We start from the raw sequence: 24,549 nt of genomic DNA on the forward strand, positions 1-24,549 counted from the left end.
TTTATATTATGGCTGAAAACAAACAGCAACAACTTTTTCTTTTAGATGCTTACGCACTGATTTACCGCAGTTATTTTGCTTTTATCCGAAATCCAAGATTCAACTCAAAAGGAGTAAATACCTCGGCAATGCTGGGTGTAACCAACACCATTGTGCAGTTGATAGAGAAAGAAGATCCGGAAAATCTGGCTGTAGTTTTCGATGTGTCGGCGCCAACTTTCAGGCACGAAATGTATAAAGAATACAAGGCCAACCGCGATGAAATGCCCGAAGATCTGCGCAAATCAATTCCATATATTCGTAAAATAATTGAGGCTTTTAATATTCCGATTATTGAAAAAGAAGGTTACGAGGCCGACGACGTAATTGGCACCTTGGCCAAAAAAGCAGAAAAAGAGGGTTTCAGAACTTACATGATGACGCCTGACAAAGATTATGCGCAGTTGGTTTCCGATCAGGTTTATATGTACAAACCGGGAAAAGCCGGTGGCGATGTGGAAATTTGGGGATTGCCCGAAGTACAGGAAAGTTTTGGCATTGAAACCGCCGATCAGGTGATTGACATTCTTGGATTAATGGGCGACTCATCAGATAATATTCCGGGATGCCCCGGTATTGGTCCAAAAACAGCGCAAAAACTTATTGCCGAATACGGAAGTATTGAAGAGCTGTATAAAAACACCGACAAGCTGAAAGGTAAACAAAAAGAACGAATCGTTGAAAACGAAGAGCAGGTGCGCCTTTCAAAAGTACTGGCAACCATAATTACGGATGCTCCGGTTGAATTTGATCTAAAAAAACTGAAAAAGGACGACCTCAATAAAGAAGATCTTAAAAAACTTTTTGATGAGCTGGAATTTAAAACGCTGATCTCTCGATTAAAACTCAGTGATGCTCCTGTGGAAACAGCCATGCAGGGAACACTTTTTGGTGCACCCGAAGAAGTTGTTGCCGAAACTGAAACGCCTGCAACAAAAGAAAATATCGAATCGGTTCCACACCAATATTATCTGGTTGAAAACGAAATTCAACGTGCTAGTTTGCGGGCCGAACTTTCGGTGCAAAACGAATTCTGCTTTGATACCGAAACCACCGGCCTCGACACAAAAACTGCCGAGATCGTTTGTATGTCGTTTGCGTTTAGGGAGCATGAAGCTTTTTGTGTTACAATACCAACAGATCGCAAGGAAGCACAAAAGGTAATGGATGAGTTCCGCGATATTTTTGCAGATAAGAACATTACCAAAATAGGGCAAAATATTAAGTTCGATATTCTTATTCTGAAGAATTACGATATTGAGGTAAAAGGGAAACTTTACGATACCATGTTGGCGCATTACCTCATTCAACCCGATATGAAGCACAACCTCGATATGTTGTGTTTGCAGTACCTGAATTACGAAAAAGTACCTACTGAAAACTTAATTGGCAAGAAAGGGAAAAATCAGCAGACCATGCGCTCGGTTACAACTGAAAAATTGCGCGATTATGCCTGTGAAGATGCCGACCTGACCTTGCAATTAAAAAATGTTTTAAATCCTGAACTGGATAAAGCGGGGGTACGCGAACTTTTCGAAACACTTGAAATGCCGCTGGTACCTGTGCTCGTAAAAATGGAAAGTGCAGGCGTAAAACTAAACTCAGAAGAGTTAAATAAATCCGCCGAAGTTTTGCGCAAACAGATAATTGAACTGGAAAAAGAAATTATTGAACTGGCCGGCGAAGAATTTAACGTGTCGTCGCCAAAACAACTTGGCCCCATTCTTTTTGAGAAATTAAAAATTGATACAAAAGCGAAAAAAACAAAAACCAAACAATACTCCACTGCCGAAGAAGTACTGATCCGTTTGGTCGACAAACACCCAATCGTTCAAAAGGTACTGGATTTCAGGGGGCTGAAAAAGCTGTTGTCGACTTATGTTGAGGCCTTGCCGCTACTGGTTAATCCGAAAACCGGGAAGATTCATACTTCATACAATCAGGCCATTGCCGCTACCGGACGCTTGAGTTCCGTTAATCCGAATTTGCAGAATATTCCTATCCGCGATGCAGCGGGCCGCGAAATCCGCAAAGCTTTTATTCCCTCGGATGATGAACATACTTTTTTCTCGGCCGACTACTCGCAAATTGAATTGCGGATTATGGCAGCACTGAGTGGCGACGAAGAAATGCAACGTGCCTTTAACGAAGGTAAAGACATTCACTCCATTACCGCAGCAAAAATTTACCAGATACCCGAAAGCGAAGTCGATTCAGATATGCGACGAAAAGCTAAAACGGCCAACTTCGGCATTATTTACGGTATCTCGGCATTTGGCTTATCGCAGCGATTAAATATTCCACGAACCGAAGCCAAAGATTTAATTGATGGTTACTTTGAGAATTTCCCGAAGATTAAAGCTTTTATGGACAAACAGATTCATCTTGCCCGCGAGCAGGGGTTTGTTAAAACCATAAAAGGCCGGCGCCGCTATTTGAAAGATATTAACTCGGCAAACGCAGTAGTACGTGGAATGGCCGAACGAAATGCGGTAAATGCTACGATTCAGGGCTCGGCTGCAGATATCATCAAAATTGCGATGATTAACATCCACAATAAAATGGAAGAGCAAAACCTGAAGTCGAAAATGATTTTGCAGGTGCACGATGAATTGAATTTTGATGTGTATAAACCTGAGCTGGAGACGATTCGTGCGTTGGTGAAAGATGAAATGGAAAATGCTGTGGATGTTGGCGTTCAGTTAACCGTTGAAAGCAACGCTGCTGATAACTGGCTGGATGCACACTAATATAATCTATAGCGATTGTGTATTCTGTTTTCAACTGTGCTCAACATGACTAAGGCAGTCAGACTGAGCGGAGTCGAAGTCTTAGCCATTAATTTCATTAAAAATTGATTTTACAGTCGGGTTGTATTTATTCAGCGTTTTTACTTTTTTAATTTGCTTAATCGTCTTTTTCGGGTTGGGAAAACAATTAGCGAAGTAAATCCAGAACTGTTTCATTTTATTTACTGCATTGCCCTCGTTATCCATAATTTCGAGATAGCCCTCCAGCATTGTTTGATGAAAAGTAAACAACAATTCAGCACCTTCCTTTTCAGAAATACCAATGCCTTTAATCTCGTTTGGCAGCAAGGGATTCATTAAAATTCCACGCCCCAACATCCAGGTATCAACACCTTCAAATTTATTTTGCTTGTCGGCAAAATCCTGCTTTGAAAAAATATCGCCATTGTACACCAATTTGTGTTTTAGGTTCTGTGTTGCATAAATAAAGGCTTCTTCATCAATAGTACCGGAATACAACTGATCGGCAACCCGTGCATGTAAAATCACTTCTGTTAACGGAAATTGATTTAGAATCTCGGTGACCTCTTTCAGTTCATCGGCCGATTTTAAGCCAGCCCTTAATTTTACAGAAAGACTTCCTTTGGAGTGATTGAAAAAATGAGCCAGGAGCTGGTAAATTCATTTGGGAAAGGCAATAACCCCGAACCTTTTCCCCGGTTAGTTACCATTGGGTAAGGGCAGCCCAAATTCAGGTTCAATTCAGTATAACCCAAATCCGTCAGGTGCGCCGTAAGAAATTCCATCTCAGTAGCATCTTTTGCCAATAATTGAGGAATTACCCGGCTTTGGGTGTTGTTTTCCGGAATAATTTCGCGTATATATTTTTGTGGGATTGCATCGTTTTTCACTGAAATATACGGTATAAAATAGGCATCAACCACATTGAAAACTTTTGCGTACGACGTTCTGTACACATAATCGGTAAAACCCTGTAATGGAGCCAAGTAAATCATTTCATTTTCATTACTGTTTAAATATAACTTACAAATAAACTAAAATTACCGAGCCTATTAAAAAAGAGCAAATAGTTCTTTAAACAAGTTTCGACCTTCATTTATTATTTTGGTATCTTTGCGCCATTCGAAAACTATGGGGGCAAATTACACATACAACCAGGATTCAGTTAAAGCACAGAACCAGCGTGGGGAAGTACCTCAAAACAACGAAGAAACTTACACCGTTCCACATAAAAATAATTTTCAGGCTAGCCAGCAAAACAAACCAGCTATTGTTAGCAAAGAATATATTTCTCCACTTAAATTAACAAAGTTGCACACCGAACAGCTGGAAAAACCCGCTTTTGTTTTACCCAATCGTGAACGACATTACCAAAACAATGATTGGCTAACCATGATAATTTTTGTAAGTATTGCAATTTTTGCCAGCATAAGATATACTTATGCCAAATATATCAAACAACTGTTTTTATCTTTATTTAACTACGCCACTTCAGCGCGCATGCTAAATGATAAAAACTATCCTGTTTTTCACGCCGCATTTCGTTTGGAAGCTATTTATTATATCGTGCTCCCCATTTTTGTGTATCAATGTTTAAGTCTGTTTAAATGGAAAAATACTACAATAAATCCGGCTTATTTTGGCCTTATTTTTGGTGGTGTTTTACTCTACTTCTTTGGCAAAAAGTTTATCTATCTGACTCTTGGAATGCTGTTTGAAACGCAAAATGAAACCCGCGAATATCTCTTTAACTACGATAATTTTAATCGTTCGCTCAGTTTATTTTTTTTACCACTTGTAATTTCAATTCAATTTGCTCCTCTCAAAACCCCAGTATTCATAGTCATTGCAGGGCTAGTAGTTCTTTTTATTTTAAATCTACTATTACTAAAAAGGGGGGCAATTATATTATTGAAAAAACAATTTTCTTTATTTTATCTCTTTTTGTACCTTTGTTCCCTTGAAATTTTACCCTTGCTTTTAATTTATAAAGTTGTAGTTTGAATAAAAAGGGGTGGAAGTCTCATTAAAAGCATAAAAATTTGAAAGTCAAGAGCATTTTAGTTTCACAACCAGAGCCAAAAACAGCAAAATCACCGTATTTTGAATTGGCAGAAAAGAATGGACTGAAGATCGACTTCAGACCATTTATACAAGTTGAGGGAGTTCCTGCCAAGGAATTTCGCCAAACACGAACTCAGATCCTGGAGCATACTGCTGTAATCTTTACCAGTCGTACTGCAATCGATCATTTTTTCAGAATAGCGCAGGAATTACGCATTACAGTCCCAGACTCAATGAAATATTTCTGTATCTCTGAAGCAACTGCTTTCTATCTTCAAAAGTATATTGTGTACCGTAAGCGTAAAATATTTTATGCCGATGGTAAATTCACCGATTTGGTGAATGTGATGAAGAAACACAAAGATGAAAAGTTCCTCGTTCCTCTTTCTGATATCCACAAACAGGAAATTCCAGACCTACTAGATAAAGGTGATTACACCTATACGAAAGCAATCTTATACCGCACAGTAGGTGCTGATTTATCTGATTTAGCAGATATAAAATACGATGTACTGGTATTTTTCAGCCCATCAGGAATAAAATCACTATTTCAGAACTTTCCTGACTTTGAACAGAATTCAACACGCATAGCATGTTTTGGTCCGTCAACAGCAAAAGCAGTTGAAGAGGCTGGTTTAAGGCTCGATATTCAGGCTCCAACAGCACAGGCTCCTTCCATGACTATGGCTCTTGAGCAATACATCAAAAAGAACAACAAGAACTAAATAAAAAAATATATATTTTTGAAAGGCCGTCCGTCGTTTGATGTATGGCCTTTACTTTTATATGGAAACAAAAGAAAAAATAGAATCGCCTGTTTCATACTCTTTTAAAAAAGAGGAACGATTGTGCAGCAAAAAAGTCATCGATAAACTTTTTACTGAAGGTGAATCGTTTTTATCATTTCCTTTAAAAGTAGTTTACAAGGTAAGCGAGCTTCCTAAACCTGTTCCTACTCAGGCAGGATTTTCGGTAAGCAAGAAAATATTTAAACGTGCCGTAAAACGAAATCGAATAAAGCGCCTGATGCGAGAAGCTTACCGCCTGAACAAACAAATGCTTCCTACGCTTGCTGAGAACCAGCAAATGGCTGTTTTTTTTATTTTTATTGGCAAGGAACTACCAACGTTTGTGCAGGTAGAAAAAGCCATGAAAAAGGCGCTTTACAGGTTGGCTGATTCTTGTGCCGAGGCTGGAAATAAAAAGGCATAAAAAAAGCTCCGATAAAATATCCCGGAGCTTAAATTATTCAATAGTAATTTTATTCCTTATCCATAATTTCGGTTTGCATACGCACCGAATCTTCGTGAATAAGCTGAAACAGTGTTTTTACAAACGTTTCGTTAACATCCATACCTTTCCCCAGCTTAACACGATTATCCATTAATTGTGTCCAACGGTTAATTTGCAAGGCGGTTACATTATTATCGCGCTTATACTCACCAATCTGCCTAACAATCTGCACACGCGAAGCAAGTGTTTCCAGCAATTCAGCATCGATTGCATCAATTCGGTTACGCAACACATCCAATTGATTATCAAAATCAGGATTGCTTGCATTCTCGTAGCGAATAACCAGCTTATCGAGCAATTTCCCCAGGTCGGCCGGCGTAAGTTGCTGCCCGGCATCACTCAATGCACACGAGGGATCGCGATGTGATTCAAGCATCAATCCTTCCATTCCCATATCGAATGCTTTTTGCGAGATTTCGAAAAGGTATTCGCGTGTTCCGGCAATATGGCTCGGATCGCAAATAACCGGTAAATTAGGAAGCAGACGCTTTAATTCAATAAAGGTTTTCCAGTTGGGGTAGTTACGGTATTTTGTTTCGCGGAATGGCGTAAATCCACGATGTATCCCCACAATGTTTTTAATACCTGCCTGATGGATTCGCTCAACAGCTCCCATCCAAAGTTGTACATCAGGGTTCACCGGGTTTTTGATCATTACCACAGCATCTGAACCTTTCACCACATCGGCAATTTCCTGCACCACAAACGGGCTTGCCGTTGAGCGTGCTCCAATCCACAATACATCAAGACCGGCTTTTAAAGCCTCTTCAGTGTGCTGAGCATTAGCAACTTCTGTTCCAACCGGCAAACCGGTTTCTTCTTTAACCTGTTGCAACCATTTTAAACCAATGGATCCAACTCCTTCAAATGATCCCGGACGTGTTCTGGGTTTCCAAACTCCACCACGAAAAACAAATACGCGTTTGTCTTTCGCCAGCAAACGGGCTGTTTCCATGGTCTGTTCTTCCGTTTCAAGACTACATGGCCCTGAAATCAGCAGCGGATTGTCGATATTTGGCATCCACGCTTTAATCGGATTAATGTCTAATTTTAAAGTCATGATTATTTCGTATAAAGTTTTGTTAATTTCTCTTCATTCTTTCTGAAGTGTGGGTTCTCCCCACCAAGAATAGTCCTTATTTTGTTCGCATTTTTAATGAGAGCGAGCATTTTATCATCCTCCTCATTCTTCATACAGTCGCGAAATTCAATGAGATGTTTAATGTACACTTCCAGCGATTCAACAACGTATTCGCGATTTTGTTGAAAGATAGGGTGCCACATGGTGGCTGAACTCTTCGCCAAACGAACCGTTGAACGAAATCCTCCACTTGCCAGATCGAAAATAATTTTGCGATCTTCTTTTGCCTGAACAGCATTTGCCAGTGCATAAGCAGCGGCGTGAGGTAAATGCGAAACAAAAGCGGTACTATGATCCTGTTCGTCGGATGACATATATGCGATGTCCATTCCGAGCATTTGAAACAACTTTTCAATTAATGCAATATGCTGTGGCCCGGAATCTTCCTGATCGCACAAAATAGCAATTTTGCCTTTAAACAATCCTTCCAAAGCGGCTGTTGGTCCTGAGTCCTCAGTTCCCGACATCGGGTGCCCGGGAACAAAGTTGCGTCTTCGTTTATGATTCGCAACCAAATCAACAATTACCTTTTTAGTCGATCCCATATCGGCTACTGTTGTTCCACTTCCAATAAGGTCTAATACCCGAGGCAAGACTACAAGCTCTGAGTTTACTGGAATAGCAATTATAACCAGATCGGTATCGCTCACGCCATCTTCAAGCGTCTCAATCCTGTCAACCAGTCCAATTTTCAATGCTTTTTTGGCATGGCTTTCATTGGCTTCAACTCCAATTAATTCGGTGGCAAAGCCCGATTTTCGCAAATCACGGGCAATCGACCCCCAATTAATCCAAGTCCTATTACTGTTGTCTTCATTTGTATATTCAGTTTTGTTTATTTCACTTTTAGTCACAAAAAAAGGTCCCGAATTTTTCGAGACCTTTCTGTAAAATATTTTTAATTTAGACAATACCCTACTTCCTGACCCCGTTTTCAGAACCATAATAAAAATAAAAGTAGAAATAGTTATTGTTAAAATTCTTTGTCATTCCTTCAATTTCTGTCAACAAATATAGAGATATATTTTAAAATTGGAACTTTTATCCTGCTTTTGCTCCGAATTTTAAACTGATCTGCAAAGAATTATTTTTTAATTAACTTTTTAGTGACCACAGTTTGGCCATTTTGGCTCACTTTTATAAGAAACATGCCACTTCCATATCCTGAAAGATTTATTTCCTCGGAATAGGTGCCAATAATACCTTGCTTTTGTGTTGCGTATATTTTTTGCCCAACAGCATTATACATTTCAACTTGTATATGTGATTCGTTCTGAACAGCTGAAATCGTTACCGTAATGTTATCCGTAAACGGATTTGGATAAACATTAACTTCTCCCGGCGATAACAAGGTACGATCGGCAGATACCGGTATTTGAATTTCGAGGTTATCGATAGCCCATCCCCAACCTGTTGCGTATGGATCGGAATACAAACGGAACTGGATTATTATGGTGTCGCCAGCGGAAAAATAGTCGTTATCTGTTAGTGTAATCGATCTATTAATGAACCATTCCACCGTGCCTGCTGTCTCGGAGTCCTGCTCGCCGGATGCAATTCCAGCATTGTAGTTTGTTCGCCATATCGATTCACTTGACGAATCATAGCCGTCAACCAATGGAAACCATTTTTCTCCTTTATCCTTGCTAGCTTCAACAATAACATAGTCGTAAAAATCGCTGTCTCCAAAGCTTGATAATCCTCCACCAGGCTCAACCAGAACGACCTCATCAAAATTCATAGTTCCATCCTCTTTTATTATAATTGGTTTTTTAAGGAAAGTTGAAAACTCCAGGTCTTCATTATCAATATTTGGTGCTTCATAAGGATGTAAACTATGTAATGCCCCATCATTAAAGTTCTTGGCAGTGTAAATATCAAAATCAGAAATAACAAAATCAGGTGTTTCCTGATTAAAGTTATTACTGTAGTAATTCACCGGATCAAATAAATCCTCAACTTTGAATGAGAAAAATGCCTTTCCTATTGCCGGTAGTCGTGCGCCATTCGGAATGGTTGCTGCATCAATGGCATAAATGGCATAAGTAATCTCATCTCCATCGTTCAATGTATTCATATTAAACGGGAAATCCCCAATATAGCGATCGTCATAATCCCTGGTTAACGAGAATGATTCCTGAGCTTCTCCATTTAGAAAAAACTCCACAAAAGCTGTATCAATCCCAAGATTATCGCTGATATCAGCAGCAAGCTGCAGCTCTTCATCTATTGACAGAAAATAATCAATTTCGTTATGAGCAATAACAGGTTGTTCGGTATCAATACCAACATGAATGGTATAAAACGCTGTTGGTGCCAATGCCGGATCGGTTCGCATACGATTCATTGTATCCAACACCTCAATATAATAGGAGATTTTTTCTGTACCGTTTTCGGGAACAAAGATAGCCGAATACGTTCCGTCGCCCTGCGTATCAACCAGATCAAGTGTGTCAGAATGACTTTCAAATTCGTCTAATGAATAAATAACTTTTGGTGTGCCTGCTTTTACACCATAATCACTTTCAAACCATCCGCTAAAAACCAAAGGCTTTAGTTCTTCAATATCCTTAACCTGATCGAAACGAATAAATATGTTTCTCCAGCCAATGTCGTCCATAATACCGCGAGTTAAAGGTCCTGGATCGTGAATTGCTTCAGCTAAACCTACCGCATGAGTCATCAGCGAATTTTCATTTCCATTAGGATAAGTAGCATCGTTAAGATGATATACACTTGAACCGTTGTCGAAAAAATCGGGTGCATAGAGTTTGGGGTTATTTCCTCTGTTACGTTCCTTTGCAATCGGACTATTTGCATACAGATTCTTTGATTGTAATGCACTAAAAAGTTCGGTACTTACATTCTCAAAAAACGATGTATCAACAAGTTGTTGCCCATCTTTCGAACCTTGTTCTACTAATAGATCAAATGAGGTTGCATCGCCAAATTCGTAAAACGCATAAGACCCTAATCCATCTTGTTCATCAACAAAAAAGAAACCGGTAAACCCAAGCCCATGACCAATTTCATGCAAAACCACCGAGACAAAATCATAAAGCGTGTCCGGACAATTCATATCGGTTCCAAAGTACCAATCATTTTTACTACTAAAATTGGCGACCATATCGTAACGGCTCTCACCATTCAGTTCTCTTTTTGCAATTTTTTCAGCTATGGCAACCGGATAATAACGGTCTGCAAAGGGTGCATCCTTAAAATTCTTATAATAGGTTTCAGGGCCACAGCTTCCTAAAACATTTTGTCCTAAATTAGCGCTCCAGGTAGCTTCCATCCGAATAGGAATTTCGGATTCTATTATGGTTTCCCAAATACCAACGGCATAAGCAAATGCCTCCTGTGCCTCGGGTGTAAAGCCGTTATAATCAACAACAATATCAGCTTTAGCCGCTCCTCCGGATTTTAATAAGAATTCGGCAGGTGGTTGAATGCGGGCCTTTTCAACTTTACCAGAGCCATAACATACCGGATGTGGTACTTTAATACTTTGATTGTAACCCTTCATTTGTGCGTTAGAGGAGAACACTATAAGAATCAACAAATTTAATAATGTGAAATACTTGCTCATTTTACTGTTTTAAGAACCTTTTTTAGCGCGGTAAATTTTCATATTAAAAAGAACATGGACAACAAAAAGTTCAAATAAAATGAACTTCACTCAAAAAAAATGCCGGAATTTTCATTCCGGCACTACCTAATTTAAGGTTGTAATACCAATCATCTAATATTCTAACCTTTGCGCTTTTTTCTCATTTAGTAATCTGTACAACACCACTAACGATGTTACTAAACCTGCGAATGCTGCAATAAATGCGACCATTAATAAAGTTTCCATAATTTTAATTTTTTATGATTTTTTGAGTAATTGTATTTAAATTATTATCTGATACACTTGCCATGTATACTCCGGGAGCAACATTTGGCAAATCAATTTTTATTTTTCCTGAGTACGATGCATCGTAAAGTGTTTCGCGATGCACTGTTTTTCCGTATAAATCGGTAATAATTACTTCCACATCGTTTGTAAGATCCGACTGGAATCCATCGATATAAATGCTGCTTTTAAATGGATTTGGATAAATAGTTACATTGTCGGCAGCCAACGCTTCATCAACTGCTGTGGTAACATTCTGTATTGACAGGTTATCAATAGCCCATCCCCATCCGGTAGTAGCTTTGTCAGATGCCAAACGAAAACGGAAAATTACAGTGTCTCCTGCTTCAAAACCGGTGTTGTCGGTTAGGTTAATCGTTTGTTTCAGGAACATATTTTCTGCTCCGGCTGCTTGCGACACCGCACTTTTCAACGAACCTGTAAATTGCGAACTCCAAAGATCATCAACACTTGAGTCGTAACCATCGGTTACAGGCAACCAACTTTTCCCATTGTTTTTGCTTGCTTCAACAATTACAAAATCCCAAAACTGATCTTCGGTATAAACTGTTCCTTCCTCGCCCGGTTCAACTAAAACTACCTCATCGAAACTCATTAGACCATTTTCTTCAAGAACAATCGGATATTTTAACTGGGCAAGCAGGTTGTATTTTTGATTATCAGAATTTGATTCAGGATATGGATTTACAGTGTGCAGGTTACCGCTTGTAAAACCTGCTGGTAAGGTTACTTCAAAATCAGAAATTTCGAAATCGGTATTTGGCGAATCAAAATTATTAAAGTAACCGGTCATAGGCTCTTCAGTCTCGAATACTGAAACGTTGTAATAGCCAGTGGCTGGCAGGCGACGCTTATTTTCGCGCGAAGTATTGTCAATTGCAAGAATGCGGTATTCAACTACATCGTCGTTGTATAATTGCGCTGAAAATTCAAGTTTACCGGCGTAATTAGATATACCTTCTTTTGTCAGAATAAATGCTTCCTGCTCCTGTCCGTTAATGCGGTACTCAACTTCAACTCTTGCAATTCCTACGTTATCGGTAGCAACAGCGGCAAAATTTAAAACCGGGCTATCAGCGTTTACCATTTTCTCCGGATTATGCTGTAAAAGCGGTGGGTAATAATCGGCTCCTACGCGGAAACTCAGTTTTTGCTCCGGTGCACGTTCAGGGTAACTGAATGCCACATTGCTGGTGGTTTTGGCATGATAGTAATATTGAATTTTGCCTTTTGCGTTGTTTAAAGGCAAATCTCCTTCAAACTGCTCCGTACTATTATTGTAGGCAAGATTAACCGTTTGCGATGTTGCAAAGTTATCTGTTGAGAACGTAATTTTTACAGAAGATTGATCGATGTCCATTTCTCCTCCAACTTCAACAAATACAGGATGTTTTTCGCATGGCTCTTCAAAATCTTTTATCTCGTACCCATCGAAACTAACGGCTTTCCACCCCAATTGAGCCAGAACATCAATTGTTTTATCGCCCGGATAATGAATAGCTTCTCCTTTAAAAATAAAAGGCGACATTAATGCATTAGCGTCTCCTGCGTCAAATCCACTCTCGTTATAATGATAAATACTTGTGCCTACATTCCAGTTCTGAGGGGCATATACTTTTACTGCTTCTGTGTTTCCCTGGTTTTTCAGTACGAGGTTATTCGAAAGCAATTGTTCTTTAAGTGTTGTTGACGGACGCGTATAAATATCTTCATCAGCAATTTGTTCGTTTAGCTGATTATAAATATAAACATCGTAAATACTCGGTGCGTTTGCGCTGTTATCGAAAGTTCCTTTGTTGTCTACGATATCGTAAAAGCCAACAAATCCCAAACCATGTATCAATTCGTGCAACACAATGGTTACAAAATCGTACTCGTTTGAGGGACAATTGCCGTTGATTCCATAATACCAATCTATCGAGCTGTTAAACGAGCAATCGATATCGGCTTCAGTTCCGTTCAAATTATTTTGGGAAAGTTTCTCTGCCAATGCAACAGGATAGTATACATTACTTAAACGTGCACCGTTAAAGTTGCGATACATACTTTCCGGAGCACAACTTGCCAATACGTTGGTTCCCATTCCTTTCCATGTAGCTCGCACCTTTACCGGCACGGGCGACGAAATTAGATTTTCGTAAATGGAAACAGCATACAAAAAAGCTGGTTTCGCATTTTCAGGAAAGTTTACAAACTCAACCTGGAAATCGGAATTTAATACCGATCCGGATTTTAAGTTTGATTGATGGGGTGCAATAAATGATTTCTTACTGTCTTCTGAAGCAATATTGATCGGGGCATTGATCTTTGTGATCTTATCCTGATCCGATTGCTCAGCCCTGGCATAAAAAGCGCCAACTAATACCAGGGCGGTAATAAATAAATGTCTCATTACAATTTAAATTAGGGTTTGTAAAAATTGTCATGCCAAAATCTCAATATGCGCAAAGGTTTTTCGGCATGTTTTAGGAAACTTACGCTGCGGTGTACCTGTTTCAATTGGGTTTGTATTGATTGAAACAGTGGGTTTGCATTGCCCGCGTTGCTTATTCCCTAAGACTTTTTTTCAGTAAACAAAGAACTTAATCTTCTTGGAAAACGACTTCTGTATTTTTGTATTAATTCTGTAAAATCTACATTACAAATATCCTGACATTTAATAGAATACTCTAATTATTATTGCTGATTAACCGGACGTTGATCGACCAAAAACTTGCGGGTAAAAAACTGAGGATTTTAAAAAATCCTTAGATCGGAAAAAGAAATCGGGATGTTTTGCTGAGAAGAACGGTGCACTTTCCTTAGACGATTTATCCGGTTTATGCCCACAATGTTCTCCTACTTTTGCAGTCAGCCACTTACGATCGAAATCTTTTTTCCGCTCCTTATTGTTTCTGTTTTGAATCTTTGGTTCCTGATATGATTTATCGGGTTTGTTCTATAAATCATTGGGTTTGCTGAAACCTCAATCCCACACCAACAAGAATCGCTCAGTTGCGATCAGTAATTAAATCTTTTTTTTGATAAAATCAGCGTCCTGAATAATTAAATGGTTTTGTCTCATTACAACTTAAATTAGGTTCTAACTTCTTAATTATAAATAATGAAACATTCGTTTGATTTCGGAAAAATAGTTTACAAAACGGATTGTTAGAGTAACGAAATTTTGAGAAAGTAATAATCCGATTTACACACATTTTTAGGAATGCAAAGCGGTGGGTTTGTTTACCTCCACAAATTATCCACCCTTAAACAAAGGTTTCTTAACGCAAAAAATTCAACTTTTGATTTAAAATTTGATGATCGATGTTGTGTTGAAAATCAAAAGCGCCAATCAAAGAACGGTTCTATATTTATGGGTTTGTGGGTGTAAATGTAGGAATTAATTTAAATAAACCAAATATTTTTTCATAAGTTTAGCTCGATAGCAAAATTTAAGATTATCTTTTTTATGAACTTTTTATCAACAACCTTACTGTCTATTGCTCTGACGATTAGTCTTCCGGCACAAAAAAAGGAGCCAAAATTTTACGACGAACTTTACCGGCCTCAATTCCATTTTACGCCGGAGAGAAACTGGCATAACGATCCGAATGGACTGGTTTTTTATGATAATGAATACCATATGTTTTACCAACACAACCCAAATGGAAAAGAATGGGGCTACATGCATTGGGGCACACGGTAAGTACCGACCTGCTTCATTGGCATCATCTTCCTATTGCCCTTTTTCCCGACGAAGGTTCAACCGACAAAGAAAAATGCACAGCGTTTTCAGGCTCGGCAATTGTTGATGAACATAATTTACTCAATAAACAAACCAGCGATATTAAAACATTGGTGGCATTTTACACCAGCCAGCATTGTGGCCAGCGCATTGCCTACAGTACCGATAAAGGAAGAAACTGGAAAAAATATGAGGGAAATCCGATAATTGCATTTGATGAAAATGACGATGCCCGCGACCCAAAAATAGTTTGGCACAAACAAAGCAACAAATGGGTAATGGCACTCTATCGAAAATCGAGTGAAGATGAAAAATCTAAAGGCGTTTCGTTTTACACATCTACCAATCTGGTCGACTGGGATTGGCAAAGCCACATACCAGGCTTTTATGAATGCCCCGACCTGGTAAAATTCCAGGTTACTAATCGCCCCGACGAAACCAAATGGGTACTTTTTGATGGCGATGGCAGTTATATAATCGGAGATTTTGATGGCAAAGCTTTTACGCCTGAAACATCGAAACTAAAAAGCGATTGGGGGAAGAACTATTATGCCACACAAACATGGAGCAATATCCCTCAATCGGATGGCCGCGTGATACAAATTGCATGGATGCGCGACGGAGAGTTTCCCGACATGCCATTCAATGGACAGATGTCGTTTCCATGCGAGTTATCGGTTACAAAATTCGACCATGGATACCAACTGGTACGGAATCCGGTTTCAGAGATCGAAAAATTGCATGGCAAGCACCAATCATGGGAAGACAAAAACGTTATACCGGGACTTAATGATAACAAACTAAAAAAGGTTTCCGGCGATTGCCTGCACATTATTGGCGAGTTCGACCTAAAAACAGCTGACAGTTTTGGTTTTATGCTCCGCCACAGTAATAAGTCGGCCGGAACTGAAATTCTTTATAATGTGAAACGAGGAACGCTTACAGTACTTGGTTGTACAGTGCCGCTTCCGCCTATCGATAATAAAATAAAATTAGAAATTTTGGTCGACCGCGCCTCTGTTGAAATTTTTGCCAACGATGGCAAAAAAGTTATAAGTAACTGCTTCACTCCTGCCGAGAAAGCAACAGATGTTGTTCTTTTCGCCAACGGAGGCGAGCTGGGAATCGACAAGATTGATGTTTACGAAATGAATTCAATTTGGGAAAAGAAATAGAAACAAGGATGAAATATTTTATAGCAATTGCTGTAAGCCTGGCAATGATTTTACCGATGATAGTAAACGCACAGGAACAAAAAATTTACGACACCAGAGCTGATGCCAAAAAGGACATTGCTGAAGCTGTTGAAGCAGCCCAAAAGTCAAACAAACACATATTCCTTCAAATCGGAGGAAACTGGTGCCCGTGGTGTATCAAATTTCACAATTTTATTCATAACAATGTGGAGCTGAATTCATTTATGGAAGACAACTTTGAAGTTGTGAAAGTAAATTACGATCAGAATAATCGTCAGGAAGAGCTGTTGACGAAACTCGAGTTCCCCCAGCGTTTTGGATTTCCTGTTTTTGTTATTCTTGATGGATCAGGCAAACGAATCCACACGCAAAACTCAGCCTTTTTGGAGAAAGACAAAAATTACGACAAAGACAAAATCTTACATTTCCTGAAAAACTGGTCACCAACTGCATTGGATCCGGTCTCGTACCAAAAATGATCAGAAGAACATTGTAATCAGCTGAACACAAACAATAAGCAGTACCATTGCCACCGGATAAACTGTAGCATAAGCAATTGAGTGTGCGTTGGTATCGGTCATTGAGTCAGCTGCTGCAAGTCCGGGTGTGCTGGTCATACTGCCGCTTATTGCTCCCAAAAGCGTTAAGATATTCATTTTAAAGAACCACTTCCCGAGGATTCCTGCAAAAATCATCGGGATAATAGTTATGGCACCTCCAAATAAAAACAGCTCAATTCCGTATTGATTAAATGTTTCCACAATTTTTGCCCGGCACCTGTTCCCACAGCCGCAAGAAAAAGTAACAACCCGAACTGCCGGACAAGTTGGTTAGCAGCTCCTGTCATGGTCCATAAAAGAGGGCCCGTTTTACCAATCCGGCTTAATACCAACGCAACAATAAGCACACCTCCGGTAAGGCCAAGACTAAAAGCAAAAGTACCCATGGCAATGCTTATTTTCCCTACAAGTACTCCCAGAATAATTCCGAGGGCTACCGGCAAAATATCGGTATCAGATAAACGTTTTTGATCATTCCCAAAGATCTTGGAAACCATGTCCATATTGGCACGACTACTGGCAATTACGAGCTTATCGCCAAATTGCAGTTTCGAGCCCGGACTTGGAACAATATTAATACCTGCCCGGCGAATACGAGTGATTGTAGCCCCATAAGTATGAAGCAAGTTGATCTGCCCAATGGTTTTATTTACTACCTCTTTATTGGTAACCAATACCGAACGCACATCGTAGTTTGGATCAATCAATATTTCCTCATTTGTCTGAGGGCCGATCAACAATTCTACATTTTTTAGTGCCTCCTCTGTTCCAACAGCTTTTATAAGGTCGCCTTTTAGCAATAAAGTATCAGGATTTGGAGTAATAGCTACACCATCATGCACCACGCGCGAAACCACAGCTTTAGTCATAAATCGAATACGCAACTCACCTATCGATTTTCCAACAACATTCTCGTTTTCAACAACAAAATTGCGTTTTAGCACCTCCGGGAATTCATCTTTTAACACCGAAAGATGCTCCTCTTCAGCTTTGGCAATAGAAGTACCCAATATTTTTGGAAGGAAACGAATAAAGAGAATAACACCAATAACACCAAACGGATAGCCCACACCATAGCCGATTGAGGCCAGTGGCGAACCGGTATAATCGATGGCTGCGGCCAAACCCGGCGTACTGGTTAACGAACCCGTCAATAAGCCAACTGCGATGTTCGGATCAACATGGAACACGGAGATAATAACAACTGTAATCAACGAGGCCAACACAATAAGCAAGGACGCAAATCCGGCTAGTTGCCGCCCTTCCTTTTTAAACGACTCGAAAAAACTTGGTCCTGCCTGAATACCAATTGTAAAAATAAACAGCACCAATCCCAGATATTGAAAATCACTTGGGATAACAACTCCATAGTGCCCAAAAACCAAGGCCACAAAAATAACTGCCGACACATCGAGCGAGAGCCCGAATATCTTGATCCGTCCAACAATAAACCCCAAAGCAATTATGATGAAGAGGGCAAAATAGCTATTTCCCAGTAGTTCCATGCGTGCTAAATTTGAGCACAAAGGTAAGCAATAGTTTTTGGGAGTAACAAGCATCCAAACGGAATACAAGCATAGATACCATCGGATTTAATATTTAGTATAGGTACAAAAAAACCGGATAATTTTTATCCGGTCAGTTTATATTGTGTTCCAATTTATGGCAATAAAAAGCTAAAATCGTCGCCGGTCTTTAGCTCATAAGGCTCCTGGCCTTTTTAAAGATTCTACAACTTCTTTCACCAATCAATTCAATCTTTCCGTTTTCTACTTTAAACATGGTACCTTCGCGCAAACCAGCCACATAACATTTCGGATTTATTGCAAGGAATTCTGAAATACGTTGTTCGCGCGTTTCGCCACCATGTCCTTCAGGATTGGCATCCAGATAATGCGGATTGATCTGGAATGGCACCATATTTATACATTCAAATCCCATCGGATCAATTATCGGCATATCGTTGGTGGTGCGCAAAGTTGGGCAAGCTACATTCGATCCGGCACTCCAGCCAATGTAAGGAGCCCCGTTATAAACCCGCTCGCGTATCGGATTCATTAATTTCTGATCGTGCATCATTCGCACCAGCTGCCAGGTGTTTCCACCGCCAACAACTATGGCTTCGGCTTCTTCAATTGCTTTCACCGGATTTTTAAACGTATGAATACCTTTTATGTGGTGCCCCACTTCGGCAAAACGTTCTTCCACTTTCTCGCAATAAGTATCAAACGAAAAAGTAACAGCAGCATACGGAATAAAAACCGCAGTTACCGGCTTTTCTCCCAGGAATTTTTGATTTCATTTTTTGGGTAATCCAGGTAAGGCTCACCCGGCATTGTAGAGTTGCTTATCAGTAATAACTTCATTTCTATAACCTGTTAAATTGTGGCCGAAAGAACTGAAATCTTATGGATTTTTCCAATGATAATTAATGGTTTTTCAGGAAATTTTATTCATATAAATCTCCCGGATCACAAGCCGCCAACTCTACAAAATAGTCTGCTAATTGTGTGGTTACATCTTCCACAAACTTTTTACCTTTTTCTGCGGTAGCTTTTATCGGATTCCCAACACCGGTGTCGGTCGAAACTTTATCCCATTGGCGGGTGCCCAGGCGGTTTTGTTTTTTAGCCCCTCGAGTTTAAACGACCGGGCTTCGCCATCTCCGGCCTCCTCGAGTGGCCTTACCAACCCGGGGTAAAAATGCATGATTATGCTTGTTTCCATTTCATTGGCATGGTCGCCGGCCTCCTCAAAATAATCCTCCTGGTCGTACATTCGAAACCACTCAACTAAAGAAATAAATACATCGGAAAACTGAGGTTGCAATTCGCGCACCAACGTTTAAAGTCATTTCCGCCGTGCCCATTCATTAGTACCAGTTTTTTTATGCCCTGTCCGCTTAAGGCAGTCAACAAATCTTTCAGAATTATCAACTGAGTGGATGGCTTGGTATGCAAACAGAAAGGCATATCAATCTGCCCCATGTTTTGGGCTCCCAACGGGATTACGGGCAACACCATAACTTTTGCTCCTTTCTCCCAGGCTTTACCGGCTGCATGTTCTGCAATTTTTGCCGTCTCCAGCGAATCGGTTCCGTATGGTAAATGATAATTGTGTGGCTCTGTGGCTCCCCAGGGCAAAATGGCTACATCGTATTTTTGCTCTTTTATTTGTTTCCAATTGGTTTGTTCAAGTACGTAAGGTTTTGCATTCATTGTTTTAGGTTTAGTTTGTTATTATTTATAGTTGCAGTAAAGTTATACCAAAAGTAAAGGTGTAAGTTCTGTCCTTTGTCGGTTTTAAACAGCGGCACCAAATCGTAACTGGCAAACACATTAATCCATCGGTAGCCCATGCGCACCATCACCGAGGGCTTAAAGCGGTGCATAGAAAAATCGTCAACCACTTTTAGTTTCTCTTTTTTTCATCTTTGTACTTTATTTTGGTGTGGCTACTCAGGCGAAAACTCCCCATCACACCAGCAGAAATAAACAAGCGGTTATCGTAATGATTTATCGGTATCTGAAACTCAATTAGCAATGGCAAGTAAGCGATTCAATTCCGAGTTTCGATTTCTGATTCTCGTTGTAATGCAGGTAATCGGGATTAATTACATCGCCGGGATCTTGAACAATAGTGGTTTTATCATCCAGCGGTAGCTTTGCAGATGCAAGCCCAGGCCGGTAACCAGCCCTATTGTATTCTTGTTTTTCTGCAGACTTATACTTTGCTGCAAAAAGTTGATGTACGCCGAATTTGACCTAAAAACATCATTCTCCATAAACTCCGACTGGTAACCCGAATAATCTTCGTTTATCAACATATTAAAACCAAAATCGAGGCCTACCCAATGGCCTGAAAAATCGTCTTGCCAAATTCTTATCCCGTTGTGGGTAACTTCACTGATATCAATTTTGCGCAAAAAACGTTTCGGATTGTTTATCGGAACTATACTATCGTTATCCTGCGCTATTGTTTCAATGCCTAAAAAACAAAGAAAAAGCAACAGGATTATGGGAGTCTGAATAATACTTTTCACGGGCTTATTTTGCTTCATATCGAACATATATATTGAATATGAACATAAGCAAAAGTACACCATTGAAAAGAATTTAAGTCAATTGAATGTTAAAAATGGCAATTACCGTGTAATCGCACTTGAATTCAACAGATTACATTACGCACACCGAAAGTTAAATTTACGAAACACAACACTATAAACTCCTGAAATACAAATAAAAAGACTACCTTTGCGGCCACTTTAAAAAATTGAATATGAGTTTATTTGAAACAATGGGGTTAAAAGCCGAAATCCTAGGAGCCATCCAGGAACTTGGTTTTGAGAATCCCACGCCAATCCAAGAAAAAACGATTCCGTTTTGTTGGAAACCGACCAGGATATGGTTGCGTTGGCACAAACTGGAACGGGAAAAACAGCGGCATTTGGGCTACCTATTGTTCAGCAGTTCGACAGTTTGGTAAAAGTACCGCAGGCCTTAATATTAAGCCCAACGCGCGAACTGGCTTTGCAGATTGCTAGAGACCTTGAAACGTTCTCGAAAAACATTAACGGAGCAAAAATAGCCACTTTATATGCGGCTCCGACATCAGAAAACAGATTAAAGACCTTGAGAGTGGCGCCCAGATTGTGGTGGAACTCCGGGCCGTACCCTCGACCTGATAAAAGGAAGAAACTAAAGGTACACGAAATAAAGTGGTTGGTCCTCGATGAAGCCGACGAAATGCTTTCAATGGATTTAAGGATGACCTTGATGCCATATTGAAAGATACACCGGTAGAAAAACAAACATTACTGTTTTCGGCTACTATGCCAAAAGAGATTGTGCGAATTGCCAATACCTACATGGCCGATCCTCACGAAATTTCGGTGGGAAAACGTAATGCCGGTGCCGAAAATGTAGAGCACAACTATTACCTGGTGCATGCCAGAGACCGCTATATAGCACTAAAGCGTGTGGCTGATATCAACCCGAATATTTACGGATAATTTTTTGCCGTACCCGTGCCGAGACAAAAGATGTATCGGAAAAACTAATGCAGGACGGTTACAATGCCGATGCATTGCACGGTGACTTATCGCAGGCACAGCGCGACCACGTAATGGGGCGTTTCCGCAGCAACACCTGCAAATGTTGGTGGCTACCGATGTAGCAGCACGCGGACTGGATGTAAACGACCTTACCCACGTAATTAATTATAACCTGCCCGACGATCCTGAGGTGTATATTCACCGAAGCGGAAGAACAGGCCGTGCCGGGAAAAAAGGAATTTGTATTACCCTGATTCATATGCGCGAAAAAGGCAAACTGCGCGATGTGGAGAAGAAAGTGGGTAAACAATTCATAAAAGTTCCGGTTCCGCAGGGTAAAGAAATTTGCGAGAAACAGCTTTTTAAACTCATCGACCGGGTAGAGAAAGTGGAAGTAAACGAGGAGCAAATTGGCGAGTTTATGCCGGTTATTTACAAAAAACTGGCGTGGCTGGAGCGCGAAGAGCTGATTAAGCACTTTGTATCGGTGGAGTTTAACACCTTTTTGAAATACTACGAAAACGCCAAAGATATTAACGTTGACGAAGCCCGCGAAAAGAATCGATGCGTAACGATCGTGGCGACCGCCGCAGAGGAGGACGTGACGGACGAGATCGTGGTGATCGTGGAAACCGCGAGCGCGGCGGAGACCGTGAACGCGGAGACCGTGGCAGAGGACGAAGAGGCAACGGTGGCAACATGTCGCGTTTCTTCTTTAGCCTGGGTAAAAAGAGCGCGTAAACAAACGTGCAATCATCGATTTGATTAACCAGAACACCCGGGAAAAAGTATCGATATTGGCAGCATTGAAGTGTTGAAAGGTTTCTCATTCTTCGAGATTGACTCGAACTACGAGAAAGAAATTACAAAAGCTTTCAAAAATGCCCGTTTCAGAGGCCAGAAAGTAAATATTGAAGTAGCGAATAAGAAGAAATAGTTTCTAGCCACTAGTTGCTGGCTGCTAGCTTTAAGAAATTGGAAATCCGGTCTTTTAAGATCGGATTTTTTATGTCTTTATTTGAAACTATCATACTGATTCGTCGGCTGACGGAGAAGAATCTGTTGCATCGTAGCTTTGATGGAACAGATCTCTCCATTTGTTCGAGATGACATCGTTCACAAGAAAAAGAGGAAGCGTCATTCTTTTAATCATCGTAATCTCCTCTGCATTCTCAGGCTGCCAACCAAATTGGCCATGTCTTGATTAATAGCTGCCTTACTCACTGAAAATTAGCCGGGAAATTCGAAAGTAGCTTTGTATTGCCCGGTGGTACAGCTTCAAAGTTGTTATAGGTAATTGTAATTTCTTTACTCTGGTTACCACTAATTACCGACAACCAATCTAAATCCCAGCTATTCCATGGGTCGGCCGAAACTGTCTCAATTTTATGCTCATACATCTCATAGGTACTAAATTCCGGATGTATAACCCATTTGTAAAATAGTGAAACAGCCAATCCCGGTTTTTTCAGGATCGATATAATAGTAATTGAAATCGTCGTTATTTTTTAGCAGTAGTTTAACTGTTACGTTTGTTGAGGATACGTAGTCAACGATGTGATTTCACAACTCAACCCGGCATGAACTGATTGTACTTCTTTAGCGCATCAACAATTCTTTCATCGTTGCGTGGGTCAGGGACAGAATTACCCAAGGTATCGAGGTAGGTTACAAATCCAATAGGTACGATATTGTTGTTATAAAAAGAAGGATGTTTCTAATTATTGCACCAGTAGGCGTAGACAAATAAAAAGGCCAGGTCTCACCACTGTTATTTCCTCTTCCTTTGCAAAAACTGTAAATTCTCCAAGGTTTTCAAAATCCTCAACAAACGACATATTATCATTTAAATAATCAGGTGTGCGGAACAATCATAGTATTCAAAATCATTATGCGCTAAAACAACTTCGCCATTTGATGTATAGTGACCAGTGACTAATGACTATGATAGTGACTAGTGACTTCCTCCTCCCATCGTACCCAAATTCCCCCACTCAGCAATTCTTTTTTTCATGATAACCGTGCTTGCCGCATCTTTGAATCAACGAAACAAACATGAAACAATTTTTCTTTTGATCTGATTATTGAGATTACAGGTAGCCGGTCGATGTTGGTCGGCTGCCTTACAAAGTGTTTTTCAGAAACAGTTTTTTATTATCTTCATAAACGAAAACCATGGCAACTTTAACTACATAAACAAACAAAAAACAAGTGCTCAAGCACCTGGCTATCCTGGCGGGTGCATTGCCATCAGCATCGTTTTTAGCCTGGTGCTTTTTCAACGTATCGCGTCACAAGGCTTGTGGAATATGGTACCGTTAACTTTTATCCAGTTGGAGCTGTTCCTGTACCTGGGCATCGTTTTTTCAAGTCGGTCGATCCGATACGCGGGAGCAATAAGGAAACCATCATTCGTTTGGTGCTCTTTTACTTTACGGTGTTGCTTATTGCCTCAGTATTGTTTTTGGCAGTTTTCACCTGGCACTTTTGGCGGGCGGGAGCACATTTCAGAATTTATCACGAACCTCATGCATGCCGAATTGCGGTCGCTCCAGAAATTCGCGATGGCAGAAGATTGAACTCAATCGTTTCGGGAACGGGCATGCGAAGATCATCCCGGTGTCGTTGCAAATCTGGTTGAAACGCTATAAAACAAATGTTGCCACACGAAAAGCCGTTGCTGATCACCATTCATTTGAAGGAATGACAACTGTGGTGCGGACGACCTGCGTCAGCGCATGCAACTGGCCGCCTCATCGAAATTGCTTAAAAACTGAACGAACGTTGCA

The 24,549-nt window shown here is 40.2% G+C and carries 21 protein-coding genes and 3 pseudogenes; 11 read left to right on the forward strand and 13 right to left on the reverse strand.

Annotation, left to right across the window (positions count from 1 at the left end):
• The first annotated feature begins 8 nt into the window (after positions 1–8).
• Positions 9–2,789, forward strand: coding sequence for a DNA polymerase I (polA, locus tag G0Q07_RS19990; protein WP_163348816.1), 2,781 nt, complete (start codon positions 9–11; stop codon positions 2,787–2,789).
• A gap of 81 nt (positions 2,790–2,870) precedes the next feature.
• Here the strand turns inward: polA and G0Q07_RS21160 are convergent, their stop codons facing one another.
• Positions 2,871–3,470 (reverse strand): tRNA-dihydrouridine synthase, encoded by a 600-nt coding sequence (locus G0Q07_RS21160; protein ID WP_163349021.1) that lies wholly within the window; start codon positions 3,468–3,470, stop codon positions 2,871–2,873.
• Positions 3,416–3,805: a tRNA-dihydrouridine synthase gene (locus tag G0Q07_RS21165; RefSeq protein WP_163348817.1), complete on the reverse strand. Its 390-nt coding sequence runs from the start codon at positions 3,803–3,805 to the stop codon at positions 3,416–3,418. Before G0Q07_RS21165 ends, G0Q07_RS21160 begins: the two co-directional genes overlap by 55 nt.
• 136 nt (positions 3,806–3,941) lie before the next feature.
• On the opposite strand from G0Q07_RS21165, the gene G0Q07_RS20005 reads away from it, so the two are divergent.
• The 3 genes from G0Q07_RS20005 (at position 3,942) to rnpA (ending at position 6,086) form a co-directional block, all read left to right on the forward strand.
• Positions 3,942–4,814: a DUF4271 domain-containing protein gene (locus tag G0Q07_RS20005; RefSeq protein ID WP_163348818.1), complete on the forward strand. Its 873-nt coding sequence runs from the start codon at positions 3,942–3,944 to the stop codon at positions 4,812–4,814.
• Between the two features lie 38 nt (positions 4,815–4,852).
• Positions 4,853–5,599 (forward strand): uroporphyrinogen-III synthase, encoded by a 747-nt coding sequence (locus G0Q07_RS20010; RefSeq protein WP_163348819.1) that lies wholly within the window; start codon positions 4,853–4,855, stop codon positions 5,597–5,599.
• A gap of 61 nt (positions 5,600–5,660) precedes the next feature.
• Positions 5,661–6,086, forward strand: coding sequence for a ribonuclease P protein component (gene rnpA / locus G0Q07_RS20015; RefSeq protein ID WP_163348820.1), 426 nt, complete (start codon positions 5,661–5,663; stop codon positions 6,084–6,086).
• 49 nt (positions 6,087–6,135) lie between these two features.
• On the opposite strand, the gene G0Q07_RS20020 is transcribed toward rnpA, so the two are convergent.
• The 4 genes from G0Q07_RS20020 to G0Q07_RS20035 form a co-directional block, all read right to left on the reverse strand.
• A complete protein-coding gene (locus G0Q07_RS20020) occupies positions 6,136–7,227 on the reverse strand; it encodes a chorismate mutase (protein WP_163348821.1) in 1,092 nt (363 codons plus the stop codon).
• Between the two features lie 2 nt (positions 7,228–7,229).
• Positions 7,230–8,162, reverse strand: a complete 933-nt coding sequence (locus G0Q07_RS20025; protein ID WP_163348822.1) for a prephenate dehydrogenase — start codon at positions 8,160–8,162, stop codon at positions 7,230–7,232.
• Positions 8,163–8,392: 230 nt separating this feature from the next.
• Positions 8,393–10,897 (reverse strand): T9SS type A sorting domain-containing protein, encoded by a 2,505-nt coding sequence (locus G0Q07_RS20030; protein WP_163348823.1) that lies wholly within the window; start codon positions 10,895–10,897, stop codon positions 8,393–8,395.
• A 271-nt stretch (positions 10,898–11,168) separates the two neighbouring features.
• A complete protein-coding gene (locus tag G0Q07_RS20035; protein WP_163348824.1) occupies positions 11,169–13,616 on the reverse strand; it encodes a T9SS type A sorting domain-containing protein in 2,448 nt (815 codons plus the stop codon).
• 1,059 nt (positions 13,617–14,675) lie between these two features.
• On the opposite strand from G0Q07_RS20035, the pseudogene G0Q07_RS20910 reads away from it, so the two are divergent.
• The 3 genes and pseudogenes from G0Q07_RS20910 to G0Q07_RS20050 all read left to right on the forward strand — a co-directional run.
• Positions 14,676–15,610, forward strand: a pseudogene (locus G0Q07_RS20910) (glycoside hydrolase family 32 protein); the annotation flags it as partial.
• Positions 15,605–16,126: a GH32 C-terminal domain-containing protein gene (locus tag G0Q07_RS20915; protein WP_246223054.1), complete on the forward strand. Its 522-nt coding sequence runs from the start codon at positions 15,605–15,607 to the stop codon at positions 16,124–16,126. The pseudogene G0Q07_RS20910 and the gene G0Q07_RS20915, both read left to right, overlap by 6 nt.
• Before the next feature lie 8 nt (positions 16,127–16,134).
• Positions 16,135–16,626, forward strand: coding sequence for a thioredoxin family protein (locus G0Q07_RS20050; protein WP_163348827.1), 492 nt, complete (start codon positions 16,135–16,137; stop codon positions 16,624–16,626).
• Here the strand turns inward: G0Q07_RS20050 and G0Q07_RS20055 are convergent.
• From G0Q07_RS20055 to G0Q07_RS20075, 6 genes and pseudogenes are all read right to left on the reverse strand, one after another.
• Positions 16,627–18,266: pseudogene (locus G0Q07_RS20055) on the reverse strand (aspartate:alanine exchanger family transporter).
• Between the two features lie 136 nt (positions 18,267–18,402).
• Entirely contained in the window at positions 18,403–18,993 is a 591-nt protein-coding gene (gene pepE, locus G0Q07_RS20060; RefSeq protein WP_203532769.1) for a dipeptidase PepE, read from the reverse strand.
• A 270-nt stretch (positions 18,994–19,263) separates the two neighbouring features.
• Positions 19,264–19,485 (reverse strand): creatininase family protein, encoded by a 222-nt coding sequence (locus tag G0Q07_RS21170; protein WP_262887980.1) that lies wholly within the window; start codon positions 19,483–19,485, stop codon positions 19,264–19,266.
• 14 nt (positions 19,486–19,499) lie between these two features.
• Positions 19,500–19,925: a creatininase family protein gene (locus tag G0Q07_RS21175; RefSeq protein WP_262887981.1), complete on the reverse strand. Its 426-nt coding sequence runs from the start codon at positions 19,923–19,925 to the stop codon at positions 19,500–19,502.
• Positions 19,922–20,116 (reverse strand): hypothetical protein, encoded by a 195-nt coding sequence (locus tag G0Q07_RS20070; RefSeq protein ID WP_163348828.1) that lies wholly within the window; start codon positions 20,114–20,116, stop codon positions 19,922–19,924. Before G0Q07_RS20070 ends, G0Q07_RS21175 begins: the two co-directional genes overlap by 4 nt.
• A 204-nt stretch (positions 20,117–20,320) precedes the next feature.
• A complete protein-coding gene (locus G0Q07_RS20075) occupies positions 20,321–20,767 on the reverse strand; it encodes a hypothetical protein (protein WP_163348829.1) in 447 nt (148 codons plus the stop codon).
• 322 nt (positions 20,768–21,089) lie between these two features.
• Here G0Q07_RS20075 and G0Q07_RS20080 point away from each other — a divergent pair, with 322 nt between their 5' ends.
• The 4 genes and pseudogenes from G0Q07_RS20080 (at position 21,090) to G0Q07_RS21370 (ending at position 22,697) form a co-directional block, all read left to right on the forward strand.
• Complete coding sequence (locus G0Q07_RS20080) at positions 21,090–21,494, forward strand: DEAD/DEAH box helicase (protein WP_163348830.1); 405 nt, start codon at positions 21,090–21,092, stop codon at positions 21,492–21,494.
• Entirely contained in the window at positions 21,491–21,718 is a 228-nt protein-coding gene (locus tag G0Q07_RS20085; protein ID WP_163348831.1) for a DEAD/DEAH box helicase, read from the forward strand. The genes G0Q07_RS20080 and G0Q07_RS20085 overlap by 4 nt, the downstream gene beginning before the upstream one ends.
• A gap of 47 nt (positions 21,719–21,765) precedes the next feature.
• Positions 21,766–22,529: pseudogene (locus G0Q07_RS20090) on the forward strand (helicase-related protein).
• A gap of 27 nt (positions 22,530–22,556) precedes the next feature.
• Positions 22,557–22,697 carry a DbpA RNA binding domain-containing protein gene (locus tag G0Q07_RS21370; RefSeq protein WP_449504592.1) on the forward strand — a complete coding sequence of 47 codons (141 nt, stop codon included), beginning with the start codon at positions 22,557–22,559 and terminating at the stop codon, positions 22,695–22,697.
• A gap of 283 nt (positions 22,698–22,980) precedes the next feature.
• On the opposite strand, the gene G0Q07_RS20100 is transcribed toward G0Q07_RS21370, so the two are convergent.
• Positions 22,981–23,217: a hypothetical protein gene (locus tag G0Q07_RS20100; protein WP_163348833.1), complete on the reverse strand. Its 237-nt coding sequence runs from the start codon at positions 23,215–23,217 to the stop codon at positions 22,981–22,983.
• Positions 23,218–24,549 lie beyond the last annotated feature (1,332 nt).

The organism is Draconibacterium halophilum, from assembly GCF_010448835.1.
In the GTDB taxonomy this organism is placed as follows: Bacteria; Bacteroidota; Bacteroidia; order Bacteroidales; family Prolixibacteraceae; genus Draconibacterium; species Draconibacterium halophilum.